Origin of the sequence: Geotalea uraniireducens Rf4 (assembly GCF_000016745.1) — a bacterium.
Taxonomy (GTDB): Bacteria; Desulfobacterota; Desulfuromonadia; order Geobacterales; family Geobacteraceae; genus Geotalea; species Geotalea uraniireducens.
The window spans coordinates 3,726,493-3,747,663 of sequence record NC_009483.1; the positions used below are offsets into that span (position 1 = coordinate 3,726,493).

A 21,171-nucleotide genomic window follows, 5' to 3' on the forward strand; every position below is an offset into this window, starting at 1 on the left:
AATTCAAAAGACAGAACACAAACGACGGGTTTCACCCCTGGAGGCATATATTGGCTAAAATTGTAAAGATTCAATTCAACGCTGCCGGCAAACTCTATGATTTCAATGCCGGCAATCTGGAACTCAAAGCCGGAGACAAGGTAATCGTCGAAACCGAACGGGGAAAGAGCATCGGCTCCGTTGTTGTCGCCCCGCGGGAATATGAGAAGGCACACCTGCCTGAAGGTCTGAAAAATATCCAGAGAAAAGCAGAACCTGCCGACCTGGAAGCAGTCGCAGCCAATGCAGTCAAGGAAAAGGAGGCTCACAAATTCTGCCTGGCCAAGATCAAGGAACGGGGCATGGAGATGAAGCTGGTCCGGGTCGAGTACCTCTTCGACGGAAGCAAGGCCATCTTCTACTTTACCGCCGACGGCCGGGTTGATTTTCGCGAACTGGTAAAGGACCTTGCCCACGCCTTCCATACCCGCATAGAGATGCGCCAGATCGGCGTCCGTGATGAATCGAAAATGGTGGGCGGAATCGGCATCTGCGGCAGGGAACTCTGCTGCTCGTCGTACCTGCGGGAATTCGAACCGGTATCGGTAAAGATGGCCAAGGAACAAAATCTGGCACTGAACCCGACAAAAATCTCCGGCCAGTGCGGGAGACTCCTTTGTTGCCTTTCCTATGAATTCGACACCTACTGCTCCCTCAGAAAATGCCTCCCGAAATGCGGCAAACACGTACGGTGCGGTTCGGTCGAGGGTGAGGTGGTCAAACTGAACGTGCTGCAAGGGACGGTAACCGTTAAATCCGATCACGACGGTCTGGTGGTGCTCAAGGGTGACGACATCAAACCTGAAAACATAACCGACCGCCAGAAAAAACCGCAGAAGGGGGAACCGGACGAGACCGTCCGCCAGGAAGCCAAACCCCATCCGCCCACCCAGCCGGGCGGCAAGAGCCGCCGGGATCGTCGATCCGACTCCAAGGAAAAGTCCAAAAAGGAGAAATGATGAGCCGCGCCTTTTATGTCACAACCCCCATCTATTATGTCAACGATGTTCCCCACATCGGCCACGCCTACACCACCCTGGCAGCCGACGTGCTGGCCCGTTACAAGCGCCTTAAAGGCTTCGAGGTTTTTTTTCTCACCGGCACGGATGAGCACGGCCAGAAGGTGGAAAAAGCCGCCAACGCTGCTGGCGAAACTCCGCAGGAGCTTGCAGACCGGGTAATGAAACGCTTTCAGGCACTCTGGGAAAAGCTGGATATTTCCTACACCGATTTCATCCGCACCACCCAGGAACGGCACAAGAAAGGTGTTGCCGACCTCTTCACCAAGGTCATGGGAAAAGGGGACATTTACCTGGGAGAGTACGAAGACTGGTACTGCACGCCATGCGAAACCTTCTGGACCGAGACCCAGCTCATCGACTACAAATGCCCGGACTGCAACCGCCCGACGGAAAAGCTCAAGGAAGAGTCCTACTTTTTCAGGATGAGCAAGTACCAGGAGCAGCTTCTGGCCCACATTGAAGCTAATCCTGATTTCATCCAGCCCAAGTCGCGGCGCAATGAAATAATCTCGTTCGTAAGAGAGGGTTTGCGGGACCTGTCTGTCTCCCGCACCACCTTCACATGGGGGATTCCGGTCCCGGGCAACGACAAGCATGTCATCTACGTCTGGTTCGACGCACTGACCAACTATATCACCGCCCTCGGCTATCCCGACGAGTCGGGAAATTTCAGTAAATTCTGGCCCGTCGACGCACACCTCATCGGCAAGGACATCCTTCGCTTCCACGCGGTCTACTGGCCGACCTTCCTCATGGCGGCAGGACTCCCCGTGCCGAAAAAGGTGTTTGCCCACGGTTGGTGGACCGTGGAAGGTCAGAAGATGAGCAAAAGCCTGCAAAACGTGGTTGAGCCGAACATGCTGATAGACAAATACGGGGTAGATGCGATCCGCTACTTCCTGCTGCGCGAGGTTCCCTTCGGCCTCGACGGAGACTTCTCGCACACGGCGCTGGTACACCGTATCAACTCGGATCTGGCCAATGACCTGGGAAACCTCCTCAACCGGTCAACGGCCATGGTCAACAAGTATTTTGGCGGCGTAGTGCAAGCGCCGGGAGTGTTTAACGAGATCGACAGTATCTACCGGGAGAAGACTGAGGAGATGGTGCGTCAGGTTGACGCTCACCTTGACGAACTCGCCTTCAGCAAAGCGCTCCAAAGCATCTGGGAAGTTGTTTCGGCCGGCAACAAATACATCGATGAAACAGCCCCCTGGACTTTGGCCAAGGACGAGGCGCAGAAAGACCGGCTCGCCACCGTCATGTACTGCCTGCTTGAGTCCCAGCGTATCGTCTATTTCATCATTTCTGCCTTTATGCCGCAGACTACGGTGAAAGGGCTCGGTTACCTGGGCTGGAACGAAGCGCCTGATGAAAATGGGCTGAGATGGGGCGGCCTCAAACCTGGAACGCAGGTAATTAAAGCTGAAGCGCTGTTTCCCCGGATTGAAGAGAAAGCAGAATAGAATTAAATAAATTGCATTCAAAAAGGCTCATGGCACCGTACCGGTTCCATGAGCCTTTTTGCATTTTCTAACCCCGATGAACGGGATAAGTCCCTTCACGAAAAATTCTTCGCAAAAAACATGCAAATAATTTTTCTAAGGGACTAACGGCCGGCCGAAAAGCGCAGTTCGCTGGAAGCGAAGAGAAAGAAAAGTCTGAAGAGACAGTACTTGTAGAACTCACTGAAGAGCAGGCGAAAACTGCCGCCGTGGCTCCACCACTCTTCCTTCAGGTTCTTGCTATCCACAGGATGGGGATAGATGGCGATATCCTTGGGCAGCACCTGGCGAAAAATCAGGGTGGCGCGCTTCATGTGATAGCGTGAAGTTATCAGCTTAATGGAACTGACATTATGCCGTACGATCATTTCCCTGGCGTAGAGGGCGTTTTCCAGGGTATTGCGCGAAACATTCTCGAGAAAAACCCCTTCACCGCTCCGCTCCCCCCGCCGCTCGGTGAACAGTTCGCCCTTGCGCACCGCCGGATCGACACCGATCAGAAAAAGCCAGCGCGCGCGATTCTCCCGGTACAGACGGACCCCTTCTTCGATACGGCCCCGTCCCCCGGCCAGGACCACAATCGCGTCGGACTTCACATCCCGCTGTCGCAGGGAAAAGGTTTTGTAGGTAAAATCGACAAAGAGAACGGCGATTACCACCAGACTAATTACGAGAAGTGAAAATATTCCACGAAAAAAAGCCATCTAAGATTATTCCTTCATTGCACGACGGACGACAAATAAATTAACTTGCATATACGACAGCGATCTGCTATAAATAGCAGCTTCAGTAAATTCGGAGGGTATAAAGATATGTCCAAAATATGCGAAATTTGCGGTAAAGGCCCCAGCTTCGGCAACAACGTCAGCCATGCTAACAACAAAACCAGCAGAATATGGTATCCCAACCTGCAGAAAATAAAAGCCGTGAAAAACGGTACGGTAAGGAGCATCAAGGTCTGCACCCGCTGCATCCGCTCCGGTCACGTGACAAAAGCGCTCTAACGGCAAACGGCCGTTGTGGGTTCTAAGTTCTAGGTTCTAGGTTCTAAGTTGCAAACTTAAGCCGCCGCGATAATTCGTGGGCGGCTTTTTTTCGTGGCTCCCGACCAACAGCAAGACAACCCGCCTCCATTTTTAACGTAGAACATAGAACAGCTTCTTAGCCAATGAACGCAATAACTTCGATTTCAACCATTGCCCCCCGCGGCAGACCATTTACCTCCACTGTGGAACGGGCCGGTGGATTCACTGGAAAACGCCTGCCGTACACCTCGTTAACTGCGGCAAAGTCAGCCAGGTTCGTCAGAAATATGGTGCTCTTCACCACATCTGCGAAGCCGAGTCCGGCAGCGGCCAGAATCGCAGCGATGTTCTCCATCACCACCTCGGCCTGCTCCGCGCAGCTTGTGCCGCGCAATTCGCCGGTTGTGGGATCGAGCGGTATCTGACCGGAGAAGAACACGAATGCGCCGGCCCTCACCCCCTGCGAGTATGGCCCGATTGCCTTGGGCGCCTGATCGGTAACTATCATCTCTTTTTGCATACAAATCTCACTTTCTCTTCACAAAGAAGATGCCGCACCATCAACCATCAACCATCAACCATCAACCATCAACCATCTACCGCCTTGATCAGCTCTTGAGCCTGTCCACTTTTATCACGCCCTTCACCTTCATCACACTGTTGAAGACCCTGTTCAGGTGATCCAGGTCGGTCACATCCACCTCGAAGGTATTGATGCCGCGCTTGTCAACGGTGCTTTGGATGGAGGCGCTCACGATATTGGCCTCACAATTGGTGATCGCCGTAGTGATGTTTGCCAGAATTCCCTTCTCATCATGGCAGGCAACCCTGATTTTAACCGGCAGGGCCGCCTTTTTATCCCTGCTCCAGGTCACATCGATGCGCCGTTCCGGATCACTATCCAAGGCAACGGGACAATCGGCGGTATGAACGGTAACCCCTCGCCCCCTGGTAATAAAACCTGTGATGTCATCGCCGGGGAGAGGATTGCAGCATTTACCGAAACGAACCAGCACATCTTCCACCCCGCTGATCTGAATGGCGCTGGAGGATTTGCCCTTGAGCTTCGCGATTACCTTGCCGATCCGTGTTTCTTTATGCTCTTGGACCTCTTCGATTTTCACTGTTGGGAAAAGCTTGCCCAATATCTGGTTACAGGACAGCTTTCCATAACCAACCGCCGCCATAAGGTCATCTTCACCGACAAAGCCGAATTCCACCGCCACCCGTTTTATCTCGCCAGTCTTCTGCATTTTGGCAAAGTTCTGCGAATAACGACGAAACTCTTTCTCGCAGATTTCCCGCCCCAGGGTAATGCTACGCAGACGTTCCTCGGTCTTGATCCAGGCGCGGATCTTGTTCCGCGCCCGGGAACTTCTGACAATCTTCAGCCAATCCTTGCTGGGTGTGTGATGCGGGGAGGTGATGACTTCGACGATGTCACCGTTTTTCAGCTCATACTTCAGGGGCACCAGCTTGCCGTTTACCTTGGCGCCAACGCAACGATGGCCCACATCGGTATGGACGCTGTAGGCAAAGTCTATGGGGGTCGAGCCCTTTGGATACCCCTTGACATCGCCTTTGGGAGTAAAGACGTAGACCTCTTCAGGGAACAGCTCCACCTTGACCGTGTCCATGAATTCCCGCGAATCGTCAAGCTCCTGCTGCCACTCAAGGAGCTGCCGGAGCCAGGTGAAGCGCTTCACCTCTTTTTCGTCGTACCCCTTGCCCTCCTTATATTTCCAGTGGGCGGCAATCCCCGCCTCAGCGACACGGTGCATCTCCCCGGTCCTGATCTGCACCTCCATCCTCTCGCCATAAGGCCCGATGACGGTGGTGTGAAGAGACTGGTACATGTTCCCCTTGGGCATGGCGATGTAATCCTTGAACCGGCCGGGAATCGGCTTCCAGGTAGAATGGATTATCCCCAGCACCTCATAGCATTCGCGAATATCCTCGACCATCACGCGGATGGCGACCAGGTCATAGATTTCGTCGATATCCACACTGCGGCTCTGCATTTTCCGGTAGATGGAGTAGAGATGTTTGCTCCTTCCGGAAACCTCGCCCGTGATCCCGTGGTCAGCCAGTTTTTCCTTGATGATCTGCATGACCTCATCCACATAGGATTCACGCTCTTTCTTCTTCTTTGTGACCTTGGATGCCAGATCGTAGTAGATTTGCGGATCAAGGTAGCGGAACGACAGATCTTCCAGTTCGCTCTTCACCCAGGAGATCCCGAGGCGATTGGCGATCGGTGCATAGATGTCGAGGGTCTCCTTGGCAATGCTGCGCTGTTTCGGCTCCGGCTGGTACTGAAGGGTGCGCATGTTGTGCAACCGGTCGGCCAGTTTGACCAGAATGACACGTATGTCATTGGCCATGGCCAGGAGCATCTTGCGGAAGTTTTCCGCCTGGCTTTCCTCCTTGGTCTTGAAATGGATCTTGCCGATTTTGGTGACGCCGTCAACCAGCCTGGCAACCTCGGCGCCGAACATCCCCTCCAGCTCCTCAAGGGTGGTCAGGGTATCCTCAACAGTGTCATGGAGAAGTCCTGTGACCACCGTGGGAACATCGAGCTTCAGGTCAGCAAGAATCCCCGCCACTTCCATGGGATGGACCAGGTAAGGCTCGCCGGAAAGGCGGGTCTGCCCCTGGTGCACCTTGGCACAGAAGACGTACGCCTTTCGGACTAAATCCAGGTCGCATGCCGGGTTGTAGGAAGCAACCTTATCCAGAATGTCGTTGAGTCTGATCATAATTGCTCATTCGGCTTACGCGCAGGGATGCGTTACCCGTCCCCTGCCATTAGCCTGAATTAAAGACAAAAAAAGGGCGGAAGCTTATAGTTTCCCCCCTTTACAACCCCGTATTAACGGCTTTTACGGCCAGATATCTCGAAATTGACTTTACCCGCTGCAATTTCACGCAACGCAAGCACCACATTCTTATTGCCGGCCCTGTTATCAATAAGTGGTTTTGCGCCCTTGAAGAGCTGCTTTACCCTTTTTGATGCCAACATAACCAGCAAAAAACGATTATCCACTTTTTCCAGACAATCTTCAACAGTAACTCGTGCCATATATGCTCCTTTGGAAAATGTGATAACGGGAAGATGAAATTAAATTTCGAACAGCTGTGAAACGCCTTCCAGCACCCTGTGGGTCTTGCATTGCTCGGCAATCAGCACCGACTTCAACTCTTCAACGGCCTTGCTGAAAACATCGTTGACAATGATGTAGTCATACCAGCGGGATTCTTTTATCTCATCAGCCGCAGCCTCGATACGCCGTTCGATCACCTCCGGAGCATCGGAACTTCGACAATCGAGCCTGCGTCGCAATTCCTGAAAGCTCGGCGGAAGGACAAACAGGTAAACCGCCCCATGATAACGCCTCTTAAGCTGGTGCGCGCCCTGGCAATCGATATCCAGAATCACGTCGATACCGCACTTGCGGTATTCTTCCAGTGTTTTAAGGGCCGTACCGTAGTAATTGCCATGAACTTCAGCCCACTCGGCAAATTCTTCGGCCGCCACCATCCGTTTAAACTCGGCAATGGGTACGAAGTAATAATCCCGGCCATGCACCTCGCCGGGCCTTGCAGGACGCGTAGTGTAGCTGACAGAATGCCGCAAGTTCGGGAAAATGTCAATGACTTCCTTGCAGAGCGTGGTCTTTCCAGCCCCTGATGGAGCGGAAATAACGAATAAAATACCTTCACGTTTCATGGTTACCCCATTCAAAAAAGTTCGAAGTTCGACGTTCGAGGTTTACAGTCAAATTAAGATGGAGGCTTTGTTAACCTAGAACTTAGAACGTAGAACTTAGAACGTCGCCTTTATTACTCGATGTTCTGCACCTGCTCGCGGATTCTTTCAAGCTCTGCCTTGAGCTCCACCACGCAGAGCGCGATTTCCGCATCATTGGCCTTGGAACCGATGGTGTTCACCTCACGGTTGATTTCCTGTAAGAGAAAGTCCAGCTTGCGCCCTACCGGCTCATTGAGCGCAAGGGTCTCGTCAAACTGCTGCAAATGGCTGTTGAAACGGACCAATTCCTCGGTAATGTCGCAGCGGTCGGCCATGATGGCGACCTCCTGGGCCAGGCGTTCATCCGTGACAGTGCTGTCCAAAGCCAGCTGTGCCACCCGTTCCTTGATCCTCGCGGCGAACTCAGCCACCACCAGCGGCGACCGCTCTGCCACGCGATCAATGATGACAGACAACAGCGACCGCCTTTTGCGCAGGTCATCCAACAACGTTTCGCCCTCCCGCGACCGCATGGCATCCAGACTGTCCGTCGCACGCTGCACAGCGGTCATAAGTTCCTCAGGGACCGACTCCGGGGCAGCAACGCTCTCGCTGACGCCCATCACATCCTTCTGTGCGGCAATAAGGGCCAATGACACCTCTTCGGCAAGGCCCAGGGCCTCCCTGATGCTGCTGAAAGCTCTGTAGTAGCTTCTTGCCAGGGGGAGGTTGACCGCTGGGCCGGCCGTCCCGCCGGCACTTTCCTCGCGCTGAACGAAGACCTCGATCTTGCCTCGCTTCAACCTCTGACTAACGGCTTTTTTTATGTCGTTCTCAAAGGGGAGGAACATGCGCGGCAACTTAACAAAAATTTCCCCGTATCGATGGTTAACCGACCGTATCTCCACGATTATCCGGCCAGTGGGTAAATCAACCTCTGCCTTGCCGTAACCGGTCATGCTTTTTATCATATCATCTCCTTACAGGGTTTTACGTTGGTAACAGCTTAAAGTTCCATTACTCAAGCCAGAGGGACGATCAGGAAGGTATGCAGGAAAAGCCCTGTTCCCTGAAACGCTTGTCAAGGGTAAAGGCCGTTGTGATACCGAGCAGCCGCATAGTTTCAAAACTCACACAGTCCACAAGGCTCAGTTTCCTTCTTGAAGCGGAAAGCATGATGCCTACCGCTGCGCTGTGCAAGGTTTTGTCGATCCATTCAGTCTGCAGGACCGGGACAATATCCTCCTGGAATACCTTAGTCGCCGCAAGACCCAATCGGGTCTGCACGAGGGCAAAAGTTTCCACCAGAACATAATTTGTTGTTACCAGGAGATCATCGGATGACAACATGTCAACCCATGCGTTTTTTACCCTGGCGTGGCTTGCGTCGTCCCTGTCCAGTACCGCCAGAAATCCCGATGTATCAATAAAAATGCTCATCCACTAAATGCCTCTGCCAGATAATCGTCGTGGTTTGCAGAAAGGTCATGAACTCCGGACTTAAAACGACCGACAGCCTTCATTGCCCGCTCCCTCTGCTTTTTGGGGTCCGCAACATCTTTGGATCTGGCAAAAAAATCCACTGCCTGCCTGATAACCGCTGCCATGGACTTATGCTGAGATGCGGCAATTCTCTTTAGCATAGCCACCTGATTCTCAGACAACTGGATTTGGGTCCTCACCATAAATTACTCCCGATAGTGATTACATTTTCACACAAACGATAACAGTTCAACGGAGAGCTGTCAAGCCGGATAAAACCGATAAACTCTTTCAGGGTTTTGCCCTAAAGTTCAAGTGATGCGCGTACCGTAGAAGATTGACTTTCAGATTGTGACTTAACGATGTACGGTTAGAAATTTGCATGTGGCAGCGGGCCAGTAGCCAACGTACCGTCTCCGGTTTCCAGTTCGTTGCCACTGTTGGTTTCGGAGAGCATTTCCATGAGCTCATTGCGGATCTTGATTCTCAAGGAATCGACGAAGGAAAGCGCCCTCTCCTCCACCCTGGTGACCAGATGGATCTCATGGTGCCGGGAGAGATTCTTCAGCACCCCATAGACGTATCTTCACCCCCGCATGGGTCGCCTTTTCCTGGGGGAGGAACAGGGTGACAAATAGGATTTTCATTTGGTTTATTTCCGAGCATCAGAAAAAAAAACTTGCAAAAGCCGCAAATCCTGCCATGAAACTAGCTGAAGTAAATATGAAGACTATTTCCCAGTAAAAAGGAAAGTCGCAATATCTCCGTATCGAAGCTCGTGAACAAGTTGAAGCTCTTCAGCTTTTGAATCAATAAATTGTTTAATCTGATTGAACCATTGCACCGGCACCTCGCGGTGCCTGCCCCAATCCTGCAGAATGATCAAGGTCTTCCCCGGAATGAAGGAGTGGCAGAATTGCTCATACCATGCTTGATTTGCATCAAAAGTCCTCCCGCAATCCACATAAAGAATCTCAATGGGGGAACCATTCCAAGTTAATAGAGGAATCGCCTCATTGCCATCGTATAAAGATATTCTTCGTTTTTCAACTGTTAATAAATTGCAAAATGAAGCAGAATATCTATCAAATAAAAACTGGAAATCCTGATGGTCATCAAGCTGCTCCGATGGCGGGACCTTATCATTCATCCACGAAGATCTCCAGACAAAGTCATCGATAACGTGGAGTTTTTTGTCTGTAAAGTTGGGATTTTCCTTCAAGCCTTCCACAATGAAATAGGTGGAACGTCCGAGCCAAGGGCCAAGCTCAACCAACGCACCCCGCCCCGAATAAAACTTTCCAATATACGCGTAGTATCGGCATTCTTCTTGTGATATCATCCCAGGAATATCAACAGTAGTAATCTTCATGTGTTGCCAAGGACTCTGATATTGCAATATACTATGAGTTAAGAGTTCAGAATTGTCGAAGCTCGCAATAGCGGGTACAGGAAGCTTCCCAAGTTTAGATTGGCGTATCCTGCCTTCGACTGCATTCTTCAGCGTGCTTAAGGCATCTGATATACTGCTAAGCTTTTTAACATCATCAATTTGCAGCAAAATCTTTTCTAAAATTGTATCTAATCGCATAGTTGCTGCTGCATCCTTTCTACTCCATTCTCGAATGACAATTAACCATACCCTTTATTTTAGCTCCTCTGAAAATACTCCATAAAGATTGATAAAATAATCTCTCAGTAAGAGCATCCACTTCAAGGCCCAGCTCTAGTTTGGTATCTGCAATTTTTTCCAGACTTAAAGCTGAAGTTACTGCGGCTTTATACACTGGCTCAATTTGCAGCCATTCCTCCTGAAACCCGTTTATTTCACACCATTTATCAACCTCAGGGTCAATATACATTGAGCTGAAAAGATACTGTGAACTGCCTTGTTTGACAAGTCTTTGCAGAAAATCAGATAGATTTACTGAACGCGCCATATAACTGATTGCTTTAGGATTATAAATGACTTTGAAGCCGTGTTTTGATAAACGATATCCCAACTCTATATCTTCACAACCAAATCGAAATAAAGGGTTGAACGTGCCATGACTGACTAACATAGATCGTTTACAGGACGATCTACCACCCCAGAAATAGGTGTAATCAATGGCTTTGCCTTTTTTTACATTAGGATAGGAAAAAAGGTAACAACCTACTTCTGTGATAAATTTCATCAATGAAGTAACTCGCAGTTCCGGCGACCACGTCGTATAATTCAATACAGCATATGAACTTTCGGGGTATTTGTTGTGCGTTTTGAGATGCTCTTCCAGTAAGGCAGGGGTGGCGATATCATCATCATCAAAAAAGAAAATGATATCTCCACACGCTTTTTCAATGCCGAGATTTTTTGCTGCCGCAAGCCCTGAATTATATTGATAAAAATATCTTATTGGTAATTGGTAGCGAAAAATATCTACCACGTCTTTTGTGCTGTCAGTTGACCCGTCATCGATAATTACAATTTCGTACCTTTCTCGTCCGAGGGTCTGCGTGAGAAGACTTTTCAACGCTAACTCAAGGTAACCAGCTCGATTGAAAGTGCAAATTACGACACTTAATGGTAACATGTGCATCTACCTCGTATTAACTCAGACTCCCCAATAATTCCGCTAACTTTAAAGAAATACATTCCCTTGAATAGTTTTGATCAATATGCTTCATTGACGATACAGATATTTCCGTCCACAACTTCTCATTTGAATACAAACTTAGAACAGCTTCTGCAAAATTTTCTGGATTATCTGCTATCAAAACGTTCCTACCGTCATCAAGGCCCATCCCTTCCGCACCGATAGTAGTTGTCACCACAGGCAGCCCATACATCATGCTTTGCCCTATTTTACCCTTCATTCCCGCACCAAAACGTAAGGGCGCTACAAAAACACGACAATTTTCAAAATATGGTGCAATATCTTTTACATATCCAGTAACGTTAACATCATCTGACCGAAGATTTAAAACCTCTCTTGTCGGATTAGTGCCGACTATATAAAATTTTATGGTAGGTATTTGAGTTTTAATTAATGGCAATATTTCTTTTACAAAATATTTAACTGCATCAACGTTCGGCTGATGAAGAAAATGCCCAATAAACATCAAATCATTTCGAGACTGAAATGGTTTGATTTCATAATTATTTATTTCATGAATATTAGGTATAACCTCAATTTTAAGATTAGAATCTAATTTATGTAAATAGTTTTTCTCATCTTTGGTCACTGTCAATACAATATCTGAGGCTTTAATATTTAATAACTCCAGTTTCTTAATATATTCTGCTTCTTTCAATAGTTTTGTGTCTCCAGTAACCGCGGCGGCTCTTTCAATTCTTAACCAATGTACATCTACTGTATCGTATATGACTGTACTATTAACCGCATATGCCCTAATAAGCGATATATAATCAAAAGCAGGGTAGGGCTCTGATAGTATCACAATGTCATAACTTGGCCCATTTTCCCTTAAATACTTTTCCATATCAACCATCTCACAAATCACCTCAATTCCAATTGCCCTAAGTTCAGTTACATAAGGTTCTCGGGGCTGCAATTCAGCAGCCATAAAGGTAATTTTACACCCTAATTCATTCAATATATTAAGAATGGTATACATTCTTAAGCCGCTCGAGTTTTTATCATAAGCGGGCACAGATATATCAATTACTAGTACATGTTTGTGTTGTTTGACAACTCTAAAAATACTGAAATAGTTGTGCTTCTTGTTATACGCAGTATTACAAAAAAGTTTTATATTTTGAGAACCTATTTTTCTTCTAATTTTGTATTCAAGATATGAAGGATGTATACGACGAAATTGCTCAACAAACAGTGCAATATTTTTTAAATTAACATTACATAAAAACTTTTTAGTATCCGTAAATAGCATTACTATTATATTTATCAACAGTGCTATTCTCAAATAATTATATTTCATTTTTTCTTTGATCCAATACATTTTATTCAATCTGACAATATTAGATAGATATTATTTTACGACCCAATATTTTAAAGGCTTCAATAAGGCAACCACTAATCTTTTTATATTTTTCACGTAATTTCTGAATCTCCAGACATTTCTGGATCAAAAGTTCTTCATTGTCTAAAGCGCTTTTATGCAAAACTCTTGTATATTCCTCCAGTAGTTTACGGGCTTCTTTCTCGGCACCATGACGCATGATTACCATAACAGCATCAACATGGGAGAGGTAACTGAATTCTGTTGTTTTTGCTTTAGGATGTTTAAGATTAAAGGAAAGCGTTGCATGTGTAGTCGTAAAAGTAAATTTCTTGGCAATCTTAATCCAGAAATCTAAATCCATGGCATAGTGAACATTCTCGTCCAGTGGTCCACAATGTTTCCATGTTTCTTTCGGAAAAAAGCATGAAGGTTGCCAGAAAAACTCATCAAACCAGTTGTAAAGCGACTCAAGAGTTATGGCTGTTCTGGCAACAGACAGGAACACATTCCCAGTCTCATCAACCATTGCCCCTGCCCCAACGATTGCCCCGGCCGCAGGAGTGGCAAGTGCCGTTTCGGCAACCGTCTTAAGAGCACCGGCAGCGTAATAGTCGTCCGAATTCAACCAGCCAAGCAGATCACCCGTCGCATGGGCAAATCCCTTGTTGATAGCGTGACTCTGTCCACGATCCTCTTCGCTTACCCAGTATTTAAGGTATTTCTCGTACTTTTTGATGATCTCGACGCTGTTGTCGCTGCTCTTGCCGTCGATGATGATATATTCCAGGTTCGGATACCCCTGCTCCAGGACGGAGAGGATGGTCTTTTCCAAATACCTCCCCTGGTTAAAGGAGGGGGTCACTATCGAGATTTTTGGCAAACCCGCGGGGTTCATTTTTGTGCGGCAACTCTTTTCTTGGCAATTTGTTGCTCCGGCGATAAAACATTCAAACCCTAGTGTAGGTGCGATTCGCGAATCGCCCCAGATTGGGCGCGGCAAGCCGAGCCCCTACCATTGATATGTTTAACCACCGGACCAATAATACTTATACTACGATGCGTCACAAGAATTCAAATAGTTTGGTAATTTCAACAACTGGCATTAACTCACCGCTTGTGCAGCTTTTGCTCCCAGCGCCAAGCATCTGCAACTATCATTTCCAGGTCGTTGAACCGAGGCTGCCAGTCCAGCGTCTGGCGGATACGGTCGGCCCGGGCAACGAGCATTGCCGGATCGCCCGGCCTGCGCGGCCCTTCAACAACCGGGAAGTCAACGCCGCTCACCCGCTTCACCATGGCAATCACCTCGCGCACGCTTCCTCCCCGGCCGTACCCCACATTGAGCCGGGTGGGCTCCCCGCCGTTCTCCAAGTAGCGCAATGCGGCCAGATGGGCTGAAGCCAGATCCTCAATATGGATATAGTCGCGGATTCCCGTTCCGTCCGGCGTCGGATAATCGGTGCCGAAGACGGAGACGCTGTCGCGCATCCCCAGTGCCGCCTGGCAGGCGACCTTGATCAGGTGGGTCGCCTCAGGGGTCCGCTGCCCCATACGCGCCAGCGGGTCTGCCCCAGCTACGTTGAAGTAGCGAAGCGCCACGTAGCGCAGCCCGTGGGCAAAAGCGGTGTCGCGCAACATCCATTCGCTCATGAGCTTGGAGGTACCATAGGGGTTGATCGGCACGGTCGGGCTTTCCTCCGCAGCAATCCCCCCCTCCGGCATGCCGTAAACCGCCGCGGTGCTCGAAAATATGAACCGTTCCACTCCATGATTGACGCAGGCCTGGAGCAGATTGAGTGTGTTGCGGGTGTTGTTGGCATAATATTTGAGCGGTTTGGTCACCGATTCCGGAGCGATGATGGCAGCAGCAAAATGGAGCACGGTTTTGCACTTAAATCCACGGAAGACACTCTCAAGTTTTTCACCATCGGCCAGGTCCCCGATCACCAGCTTTTCACCATGTATCAGGGCATCGGCAAATCCGGTGGAGAGGTTATCGTAAACGACCACATCGTAGCCGGCCTCGGAAAGTTGCCGCACCACGTGGCTGCCTATATAGCCGCAACCACCGGTAACAAGAATCGATTCCATATTACATTTTCTCCTCAGAATAAAACTTGATGGGTAATCTTCTGTCTACTATGCATCAAGCATGTCGATCAATTGTTGCAGTTTGCCGATAAACCGGTCATGGGCCGACTTGAATACCTCTGTAGCTTTTGGGGTCCTGCCATCGACCAGCTTGAGCTTTTCCACATCCAGCTCACTCTGATAGATATGCCTGAATACATGCCTGAAGGCGCGCAACTCATCAATCAATGGCACATCTTTGCTCTGTAACAACGCAGGACGAATCCCCTCAATTTCGAGGGACATTCTCTTTATCAAGTCCTTATGCCAGTACAGCTTATCAACATTGTTCTCAAAACACTTGGCGACCCTGAGAAAATAATTCTCCATGAGGTTATAAAGATTGACAATGGTGTAAGCCAGACCAACGTAATCGAACTCATCGGGATCGATAGCGGCCAGTTTGGCATGGACCAGCCGGTATTTCCCCTCCAGTTCTTCCAGCACCTGCATATCAGCAAGCAACTCCGCTTTCAACGTTCTCAACCGCTCACTTTTCATAGAGGACTATCCCCTCCCGCGCTACTGCGGATTTTATCCTGTCATCGGCGGTAGAAAGATCCACCACATCCACCTTAAAAGGGCTGTCCAGGGCAATGGAGACAATCTCCAGAAAACGTTCACCGGAACAGGATACAGCCAGGTCAATGTCAAAATCCAGCGACGAAGCATCATTCCGGGCCAGTGATCCGAAAAGGATTACCCTGGTGATGGTCGGATCAAGCAAAATGAATTTACTGACAAGCGTCTGCACTTCCTCCAGCGCCTGTGCCTTACGGATTGCCAGGGCATCACTCTTTTGCCGCTGCAAGCGCCTCTGATAATCAGCCATGCGGGACAATTTATCTGATGATAACGGCATACACCGGCCTTTCCAAGTCGTTTTTCACTTTCATCGCCATTTGCGCATTGGATGAGATGGGATAAGAACATGGGGGGCCTCTAGCGGGGGGCTAGAAGTTTCAGCATTGGGAAATAAGTCCGGGTTCTGAAGACCATCCGTACCACTCCTGATCCTCCTCAAAAACATCAAGGAGAACATTACTGTCAACCAGCACTACGCCGGACATCAATCTTCGCCCCTGGTCAAGGCCATGATTTCAGCGGTACTCATCCGCACCGTTGCACGTCCCCGCATTCTCTCAACAAGTTTTTTCCCTCTGGACTGTGCGCCTTCCCCCTTGCGCAGATACACCACATTCCCCTCGATAACAAACTCCACTTCCGAATGGGGAAGGAATCCCATCTGCTCACGCACTTCGCGGGGAATCGTCACCTGACCTTTTGTCGTGATGCGCATATCAATGCTCCTCAAAAGTAATACCATTATATGTATTACCACAAAAGCAATATGTCAAGTCGCTTATCGGTTATGAATGAGACATAATCGTCTCGCTTCAGATCTGATAGCGTAAGTTTGCCATACAACATGCCGGGGTTGGTAATAACAATCCGGTCGTCAAACACCTTGATCACAATATCCGACACGGGAATTTACCTGTTAAACTCGCTTGTTGCCTTTCTCCGCGTATCTCCGCGCCTCCGCGTGAGTCAAGCCTTTCAAACCATGTCGCAACTCAAATAATCTCGGATTTTAAAGCCTCTAATCTCGGATTATTTATTTACTAATCTCGGATTATGCCGTACAATTTCAAGCCATGGGGGACAAGAACATGTTTTTTAAACGTCATATTAAAGCACGTCTCATAGACCTGCTGAATGATTTCCGCATCGTGTACCTCACCGGCCCCAGACAGGCTGGGAAAAGCACTCTTGTCAGGGAGATCGCCAAAGAACAGGGGATGGGATACTACACTCTTGATGATGCTGCCCTGGCAGCCTCTGCAGAAAGCGACCCCCAGGGCCTGCTTGCTTCGCTGCCAAAACCGCTTGTTCTGGACGAATTCCAGATGGCACCAAACCTGATCGGCGCCATTAAGATGGCTTCCGACACCGCCAATGGTCAAAAAGGCATCTTTCTTCTCACCGGATCATCCGACATCTTTCGCTCGGCACAGGTTCAGGAATCTTTGCCGGGGCATATGGCTCGGATTGAGTTATATCCTTTGTCGCATGTGGAACGACACGAGGGGCATCTCAATACAATCGATTGGCTCATCAACGGCACATTCGAGCATACGCAGCTGAAACCGCTGGACAGAAAAGAGTTGGGAGATCTCCTCATAGAGGGAGGGTATCCCGAAGCGATAGCCAAAAGCCCCCGTTCACGAAGCATCTGGTTTGCTTCATACATTGAAGGGCGCTTATTGAAAGACTTTGAAACCATGCATCACGCCAAAGGAGACTATCACACAAAACTTTCTGCACTCATCCGCAACCTGGCAGGTATGACCGGTAATCTCATCAAATACGCCAATATAGCCAATGACCTGTCTCAGGACGACAAAACAGTAAAACGGTATATAGAGATCCTTGAACTCATGTTTATCATTCGTCGGCTCCATCCTTACGTGCGCAACAGCGCCAAGCGTGCCGTTGTAGGGATGCCCAAGCTGCATTTTGTCGACACGGGTCTGGCCTGCCACCTCCTGGGGTTGAAAAAGTCCGACACGCTTCACACCTCGCAGTTTTTCGGAGGATTGGTGGAAAACTTCGTTTTTTGCGAACTGCTGAAACATGCGACCTGGTCGGAAGAGGATGTGAACTTTTATCACTTTCGTGATACAGCCCGGCACGAACTTGATCTTGTTATCGAACGGAGCGACGGCACCGTGGTTGGTGTTGAAGTCAAGGCATCCATGACGGTTAAGCCGGAAGATTTTTCAGGGCTGTCGATCTTTGCAGACTATGCCAAAGATAAGTTTTCCCACGGGGTGTTGTTCTATTCAGGAGACAAGGTACTTCCCTTCAGGATCAATGATAGAATTTTCCATGCCCTGCCGATTTCTTCATTGATGTAGCCCTGATAATTCAGAACGGCAACTAATACCTGTAGCTCAAATCCACCTTCAAGAGCTGGTTGGTCTGCTTTGCCCCACCCACCAGGTTGAAGTTGTGAATCCGCTCCCAACCGTACATAAGGTTTGCGTCCAGATCACCTACAAGGGGGAAGTTCCAGGCGACGCGGATGGCGTTCTTCCTCTCCAGCGCCTGCATCACTCCATTCGGATCAAAGCGGTTGTCGGCGTTGACAGTCACCCGCCCTTCATGGCCGCGGTCGGTGCGAAAATACTCGAGGGCCAGGATGTTACGTGGCGAGAACCAGTGGCTGTACCGGCAGTAGAACTCGATGGCCCCTCCCCCTTGGGAGTCGCCTGGGGTCATTCCCTGATAGACGTACCCCGCCGGGAACTTGAAGTCAGTATAGAGCATCGGGTTGCCGTAGAAAAACTCGAAACGTAAGTCGTCCCGGCCGCTCTCCGTGAGACGTGGGATGTAGAAGCCCGCCACGTAGCTCTCCACGAAGGGCCAGAAGCCAGCCGAGTCCTCCCCGGCGTACTCGCCGTAGAGCTCCGTGTTGGCGAGCCACGGGATGCGGAAGCGGAGGTCGATCCCGGCAATGGTGTTATTGTGGTTGGTGGTTCCGCCACCGAAGATGTTGTCCTGCAACGTCGAGGAACCGCTGAAGCCGTGCCCCCCTTCCTGGCGGACGAAGTTAACGCCGATCTCCCACCACGGTTTCGGCTTCAGGGCGAGCTTTAACCCGAGGAACCAGGGTTGCCGCAGCGTCTCACCACTGCCTGTCTCATCGAAGCGGGAGAGTATTAGAGCGTACTTGAACTCCCCAAGGTAGCTCTTCACCCACCCCACGTCCACCGGCTCGGGGCTGGAGAGCTTGACGAGATCGAAGTTCCGGGCGTTGTTGCTCAGGGTCAGGGCGCCGCGCCGGCCAGGACCGAACCAGTTGGCGTCGCGCCCCGCCTCCAACTCGAGCCCCCCACTGCCGATTTTCAGGTACCCCTTTCCCAGTTTCAGCACATCATTTTCCGGGGTCGCCAGTAAATACGGCTCGACCAGAAACGATGCCTTGTCGAGAAGATACCCCTCGGCGGCGAAACGGACCTCGCCGTTATTCCCCGATCGGTAGATCACCCCCTCGTTGTTTTCCAGGAGCGGGGTCCCTTCGGTGCCCGACTCGTGGCCGATACCGGCCGTCCCCGGCCTCAGGTTCCCGCCAATGAAGCCGAAGACCGACTGGTCGCCGGGGATGAAGATATCGCGGTTGTAGCTGCGCGGAACGCCGTTCAGGTGGACGTAACGCAGTCGCGCATAAGAGACCGGATTAAAATCGGCAAAAGGCGCGTTGCCAGGCTTTTCTCTGAGCTCCGCCTCACGGGGGACTAACTCCTTGAGCCGCCTAATGACCTGTTCGGCCAGGGGCAATTCCCCCGGGGTGAGGCGGGCTTCGCTTGCTTCTGCCTCGCTGAGCAGCCGAGCGACCTCCGCCCGGCTGTATGGCCGTAGTCCCCGGACGTCCGAATCAATGAGGCCGAAGCCCGAGAGCTTCTCCACGTAGTCGTAGACCGGACTGTCCAGTGGGATGTTGTTAGAAGCGAGTGCCCATACCTGCGACGCAGTAAAGGTTACAAGCAACAGAACCAGTTCAGTTACTAATAATTTGGAAATAGACTTTTTTGTTTTTTTATCTTTCACACATTCTTTCATGCTGAATCAGCGAACCTGTGTCTCGAGTGGGCAAAGCGGGCAAGGGACCTTAAGACAACGTCTTTCAACACGACCCGCTTCTTGCAAACACCACCCAGAAAGTCTTTAACAGGATTTTGATATCCAACCAAAGGGTCCACCGGTCGATATACTCCAGGTCAAGCCGCACCACCTCGTCAAAATCCTGGATCTGATTGCGGCCGCTGACCTGCCAAAGGCCTGTGATACCCGGCTTGATGCAGATACGTTTGCGGTGCCAGTTCTGGTAATTGGCGACCTCGTCAGGGGTAGGCGGACGGGTGCCGACCAGGCTCATCTCTCCGCGCAGAACGTTCCAGAACTGGGGGAGTTCATCAAGACTGGTCTTCCTGATGAATTTACCAACCCGAGTGATGCGAGGATCGTCCTTGATCTTGAAAATGGCGCCGTTCATCTCGTTAAGGTGCATCAATTCATTTTTACGTGCCTCAGCGTCAAGATACATGGAGCGAAACTTCCAGCATTTAAAAGTACGGCCGCTCTCACCCACCCGTTGCTGGCCGAAAAAGAACGGCCCTTTAGAATTAATTTTGATGGCAACGGCTATAAAGGGGAAAAGAATGGCGGTTGCCAGTAAACCGACAACGGCGCCGATGATGTCCAGACACCGCTTGAGAAAGAGCTGGTCTGTATCAAACGCCTTGCAGTAAAAAGTCAGCATAGGAACCGCATCATGAAACAGGCTCAATTCTGTTCTTGATCTTGGAGCGTCATAAAAATCCAGCACCATTCTCACCGTGATTCCCATCTCTTCCAATTCACGCAGGTAATCCTCCATGTCCGGTAAAGTCTGCCTGGAAACACAGAAAACGACTTCATCTACCGTGTTCTCTTTACAAACCTCCACCAGATCATCCAATTGTCCCAGCAGATTGGGAGCAGCTAGTGCCCCTATTTCCGATTCATCGGCAAGTTCCAAAACACCGGCAACCTTCAGCCCCCAGTCGTCATGCTGCCCTACGAGCTCACAAAAACAGCGTGCTTTGTCATCGGTACCGACAATCAGGATATTCCGGGTATTGTACCCCTGCCTGCGAATGTAGGCCAGACAAAGCTTCAGCGCTATTTTATCCAGCGACAGGAGGAAAAAGGAGAAAACCAAGAAAGAACCGATAAGTCCGCGGCTTAACCCATGGGGTTCTATAAAATATATTACGGATGAAATGACAATCCCGCCAATTGCATTAACCTTCATCAACGATGCAAGGATTTGTCCGAGAGGGCGGGTCCGCATGGATGCGTAAAGACCGAAATGGGCCATGAGGAAATACCAGGTGGGAATGGCAAAGAGCAAGATCCAGAGGTAATCCCTTAATTCAGACAGCCCCCCTGCCAATTTGCGCGCATGGTAAGCCATGACAAAGGCAGCTAGAACCGTAACCAAATCTGTGACAGCCGCAATCCTATTAAACAATTTCGCTTGTTGTTTAAGCATTTCTCAGCATTATCTTTCCCGGCTTAAATTCAAACAAAATTGCCGTAACAGTTAAAATAAATAGTGCGGATTTTGCACAACCATTGCGATATCAGGGTACGCGGAACAAAGTAAAGGTCTTCAATTAACCTGATTGGCCCTCATCTTCAGCCAA

Annotated in this window: 24 protein-coding genes; 4 read left to right on the top strand and 20 right to left on the bottom strand. The window is 49.8% G+C overall.

Translation table 11 applies throughout. The features are described from left to right. Positions 1 to 50: 50 nt before the first annotated feature. Positions 51 to 998, top strand: a complete 948-nt coding sequence (locus GURA_RS16065; protein ID WP_011939982.1) for a PSP1 domain-containing protein — start codon at positions 51 to 53, stop codon at positions 996 to 998. Then, entirely contained in the window at positions 998 to 2,527 is a 1,530-nt protein-coding gene (metG, locus tag GURA_RS16070; protein WP_011939983.1) for a methionine--tRNA ligase, read from the top strand. Before GURA_RS16065 ends, metG begins: the two co-directional genes overlap by 1 nt. Before the next feature lie 143 nt (positions 2,528 to 2,670). Here the strand turns inward: metG and GURA_RS16075 are convergent, their stop codons facing one another. After that, the gene (locus tag GURA_RS16075; protein WP_011939984.1) at positions 2,671 to 3,270 is read right to left on the bottom strand and encodes a YdcF family protein; all 600 of its coding nucleotides are present in this window, start codon (positions 3,268 to 3,270) and stop codon (positions 2,671 to 2,673) included. 108 nt (positions 3,271 to 3,378) lie between these two features. On the opposite strand from GURA_RS16075, the gene rpmB reads away from it, so the two are divergent. Further along, the gene (gene rpmB / locus GURA_RS16080; protein ID WP_011939985.1) at positions 3,379 to 3,570 is read left to right on the top strand and encodes a 50S ribosomal protein L28; all 192 of its coding nucleotides are present in this window, start codon (positions 3,379 to 3,381) and stop codon (positions 3,568 to 3,570) included. 157 nt (positions 3,571 to 3,727) lie between these two features. On the opposite strand, the gene GURA_RS16085 is transcribed toward rpmB, so the two are convergent. From GURA_RS16085 to GURA_RS25430, 17 genes are all read right to left on the bottom strand, one after another. After that, a complete protein-coding gene (locus GURA_RS16085) occupies positions 3,728 to 4,111 on the bottom strand; it encodes a Rid family detoxifying hydrolase (protein WP_011939986.1) in 384 nt (127 codons plus the stop codon). Between the two features lie 88 nt (positions 4,112 to 4,199). Next, positions 4,200 to 6,350, bottom strand: a complete 2,151-nt coding sequence (locus tag GURA_RS16090) for a RelA/SpoT family protein (RefSeq protein ID WP_011939987.1) — start codon at positions 6,348 to 6,350, stop codon at positions 4,200 to 4,202. 113 nt (positions 6,351 to 6,463) lie between these two features. Further along, entirely contained in the window at positions 6,464 to 6,673 is a 210-nt protein-coding gene (rpoZ, locus tag GURA_RS16095) for a DNA-directed RNA polymerase subunit omega (RefSeq protein WP_011939988.1), read from the bottom strand. Between the two features lie 39 nt (positions 6,674 to 6,712). Continuing rightward, entirely contained in the window at positions 6,713 to 7,321 is a 609-nt protein-coding gene (gene gmk / locus GURA_RS16100) for a guanylate kinase (protein ID WP_011939989.1), read from the bottom strand. Between the two features lie 113 nt (positions 7,322 to 7,434). Continuing rightward, positions 7,435 to 8,313: a YicC/YloC family endoribonuclease gene (locus GURA_RS16105; RefSeq protein ID WP_011939990.1), complete on the bottom strand. Its 879-nt coding sequence runs from the start codon at positions 8,311 to 8,313 to the stop codon at positions 7,435 to 7,437. Positions 8,314 to 8,380: 67 nt separating this feature from the next. Further along, positions 8,381 to 8,782: a type II toxin-antitoxin system VapC family toxin gene (locus tag GURA_RS16110; protein WP_011939991.1), complete on the bottom strand. Its 402-nt coding sequence runs from the start codon at positions 8,780 to 8,782 to the stop codon at positions 8,381 to 8,383. Continuing rightward, the gene (locus GURA_RS16115; RefSeq protein ID WP_011939992.1) at positions 8,779 to 9,027 is read right to left on the bottom strand and encodes a ribbon-helix-helix protein, CopG family; all 249 of its coding nucleotides are present in this window, start codon (positions 9,025 to 9,027) and stop codon (positions 8,779 to 8,781) included. Before GURA_RS16115 ends, GURA_RS16110 begins: the two co-directional genes overlap by 4 nt. A gap of 167 nt (positions 9,028 to 9,194) precedes the next feature. Then, positions 9,195 to 9,395 (bottom strand): hypothetical protein, encoded by a 201-nt coding sequence (locus tag GURA_RS16120; RefSeq protein WP_011939993.1) that lies wholly within the window; start codon positions 9,393 to 9,395, stop codon positions 9,195 to 9,197. Between the two features lie 159 nt (positions 9,396 to 9,554). After that, positions 9,555 to 10,415 carry a hypothetical protein gene (locus GURA_RS16125; protein WP_011939994.1) on the bottom strand — a complete coding sequence of 287 codons (861 nt, stop codon included), beginning with the start codon at positions 10,413 to 10,415 and terminating at the stop codon, positions 9,555 to 9,557. A gap of 19 nt (positions 10,416 to 10,434) precedes the next feature. Next, positions 10,435 to 11,397: a glycosyltransferase family 2 protein gene (locus GURA_RS16130; protein WP_049818945.1), complete on the bottom strand. Its 963-nt coding sequence runs from the start codon at positions 11,395 to 11,397 to the stop codon at positions 10,435 to 10,437. A gap of 16 nt (positions 11,398 to 11,413) precedes the next feature. Then, positions 11,414 to 12,784 (bottom strand): glycosyltransferase, encoded by a 1,371-nt coding sequence (locus tag GURA_RS16135; RefSeq protein WP_011939996.1) that lies wholly within the window; start codon positions 12,782 to 12,784, stop codon positions 11,414 to 11,416. Between the two features lie 19 nt (positions 12,785 to 12,803). Further along, the gene (locus GURA_RS22990) at positions 12,804 to 13,682 is read right to left on the bottom strand and encodes a glycosyltransferase family 2 protein (RefSeq protein ID WP_049818946.1); all 879 of its coding nucleotides are present in this window, start codon (positions 13,680 to 13,682) and stop codon (positions 12,804 to 12,806) included. A gap of 212 nt (positions 13,683 to 13,894) precedes the next feature. Further along, on the bottom strand, positions 13,895 to 14,878 hold the full coding sequence (gene galE, locus GURA_RS16145; protein ID WP_011939998.1) for a UDP-glucose 4-epimerase GalE: 984 nt from the start codon (positions 14,876 to 14,878) through the stop codon (positions 13,895 to 13,897). Positions 14,879 to 14,926: 48 nt separating this feature from the next. Then, entirely contained in the window at positions 14,927 to 15,418 is a 492-nt protein-coding gene (locus tag GURA_RS16150; protein ID WP_011939999.1) for a ribonuclease toxin HepT-like protein, read from the bottom strand. Then, complete coding sequence (locus GURA_RS16155; RefSeq protein ID WP_011940000.1) at positions 15,408 to 15,779, bottom strand: nucleotidyltransferase family protein; 372 nt, start codon at positions 15,777 to 15,779, stop codon at positions 15,408 to 15,410. The genes GURA_RS16150 and GURA_RS16155 overlap by 11 nt, the downstream gene beginning before the upstream one ends. Before the next feature lie 207 nt (positions 15,780 to 15,986). Then, the gene (locus GURA_RS16160) at positions 15,987 to 16,217 is read right to left on the bottom strand and encodes an AbrB/MazE/SpoVT family DNA-binding domain-containing protein (RefSeq protein ID WP_011940001.1); all 231 of its coding nucleotides are present in this window, start codon (positions 16,215 to 16,217) and stop codon (positions 15,987 to 15,989) included. Between the two features lie 35 nt (positions 16,218 to 16,252). Beyond that, the gene (locus GURA_RS25430; RefSeq protein ID WP_198134483.1) at positions 16,253 to 16,405 is read right to left on the bottom strand and encodes an ATP-binding protein; all 153 of its coding nucleotides are present in this window, start codon (positions 16,403 to 16,405) and stop codon (positions 16,253 to 16,255) included. Positions 16,406 to 16,590: 185 nt separating this feature from the next. Between GURA_RS25430 and GURA_RS16165 the strand changes: the two genes are divergently transcribed. Further along, the gene (locus tag GURA_RS16165; RefSeq protein WP_011940002.1) at positions 16,591 to 17,838 is read left to right on the top strand and encodes an ATP-binding protein; all 1,248 of its coding nucleotides are present in this window, start codon (positions 16,591 to 16,593) and stop codon (positions 17,836 to 17,838) included. A gap of 22 nt (positions 17,839 to 17,860) precedes the next feature. Here GURA_RS16165 and GURA_RS16170 read toward each other — a convergent pair whose 3' ends face one another. Together GURA_RS16170 and GURA_RS16175 are read right to left on the bottom strand one after the other, a co-directional pair. Further along, entirely contained in the window at positions 17,861 to 19,543 is a 1,683-nt protein-coding gene (locus GURA_RS16170; RefSeq protein ID WP_011940003.1) for a capsule assembly Wzi family protein, read from the bottom strand. A 64-nt stretch (positions 19,544 to 19,607) separates the two neighbouring features. Continuing rightward, complete coding sequence (locus GURA_RS16175; RefSeq protein WP_011940004.1) at positions 19,608 to 21,017, bottom strand: sugar transferase; 1,410 nt, start codon at positions 21,015 to 21,017, stop codon at positions 19,608 to 19,610. Positions 21,018 to 21,171 lie beyond the last annotated feature (154 nt).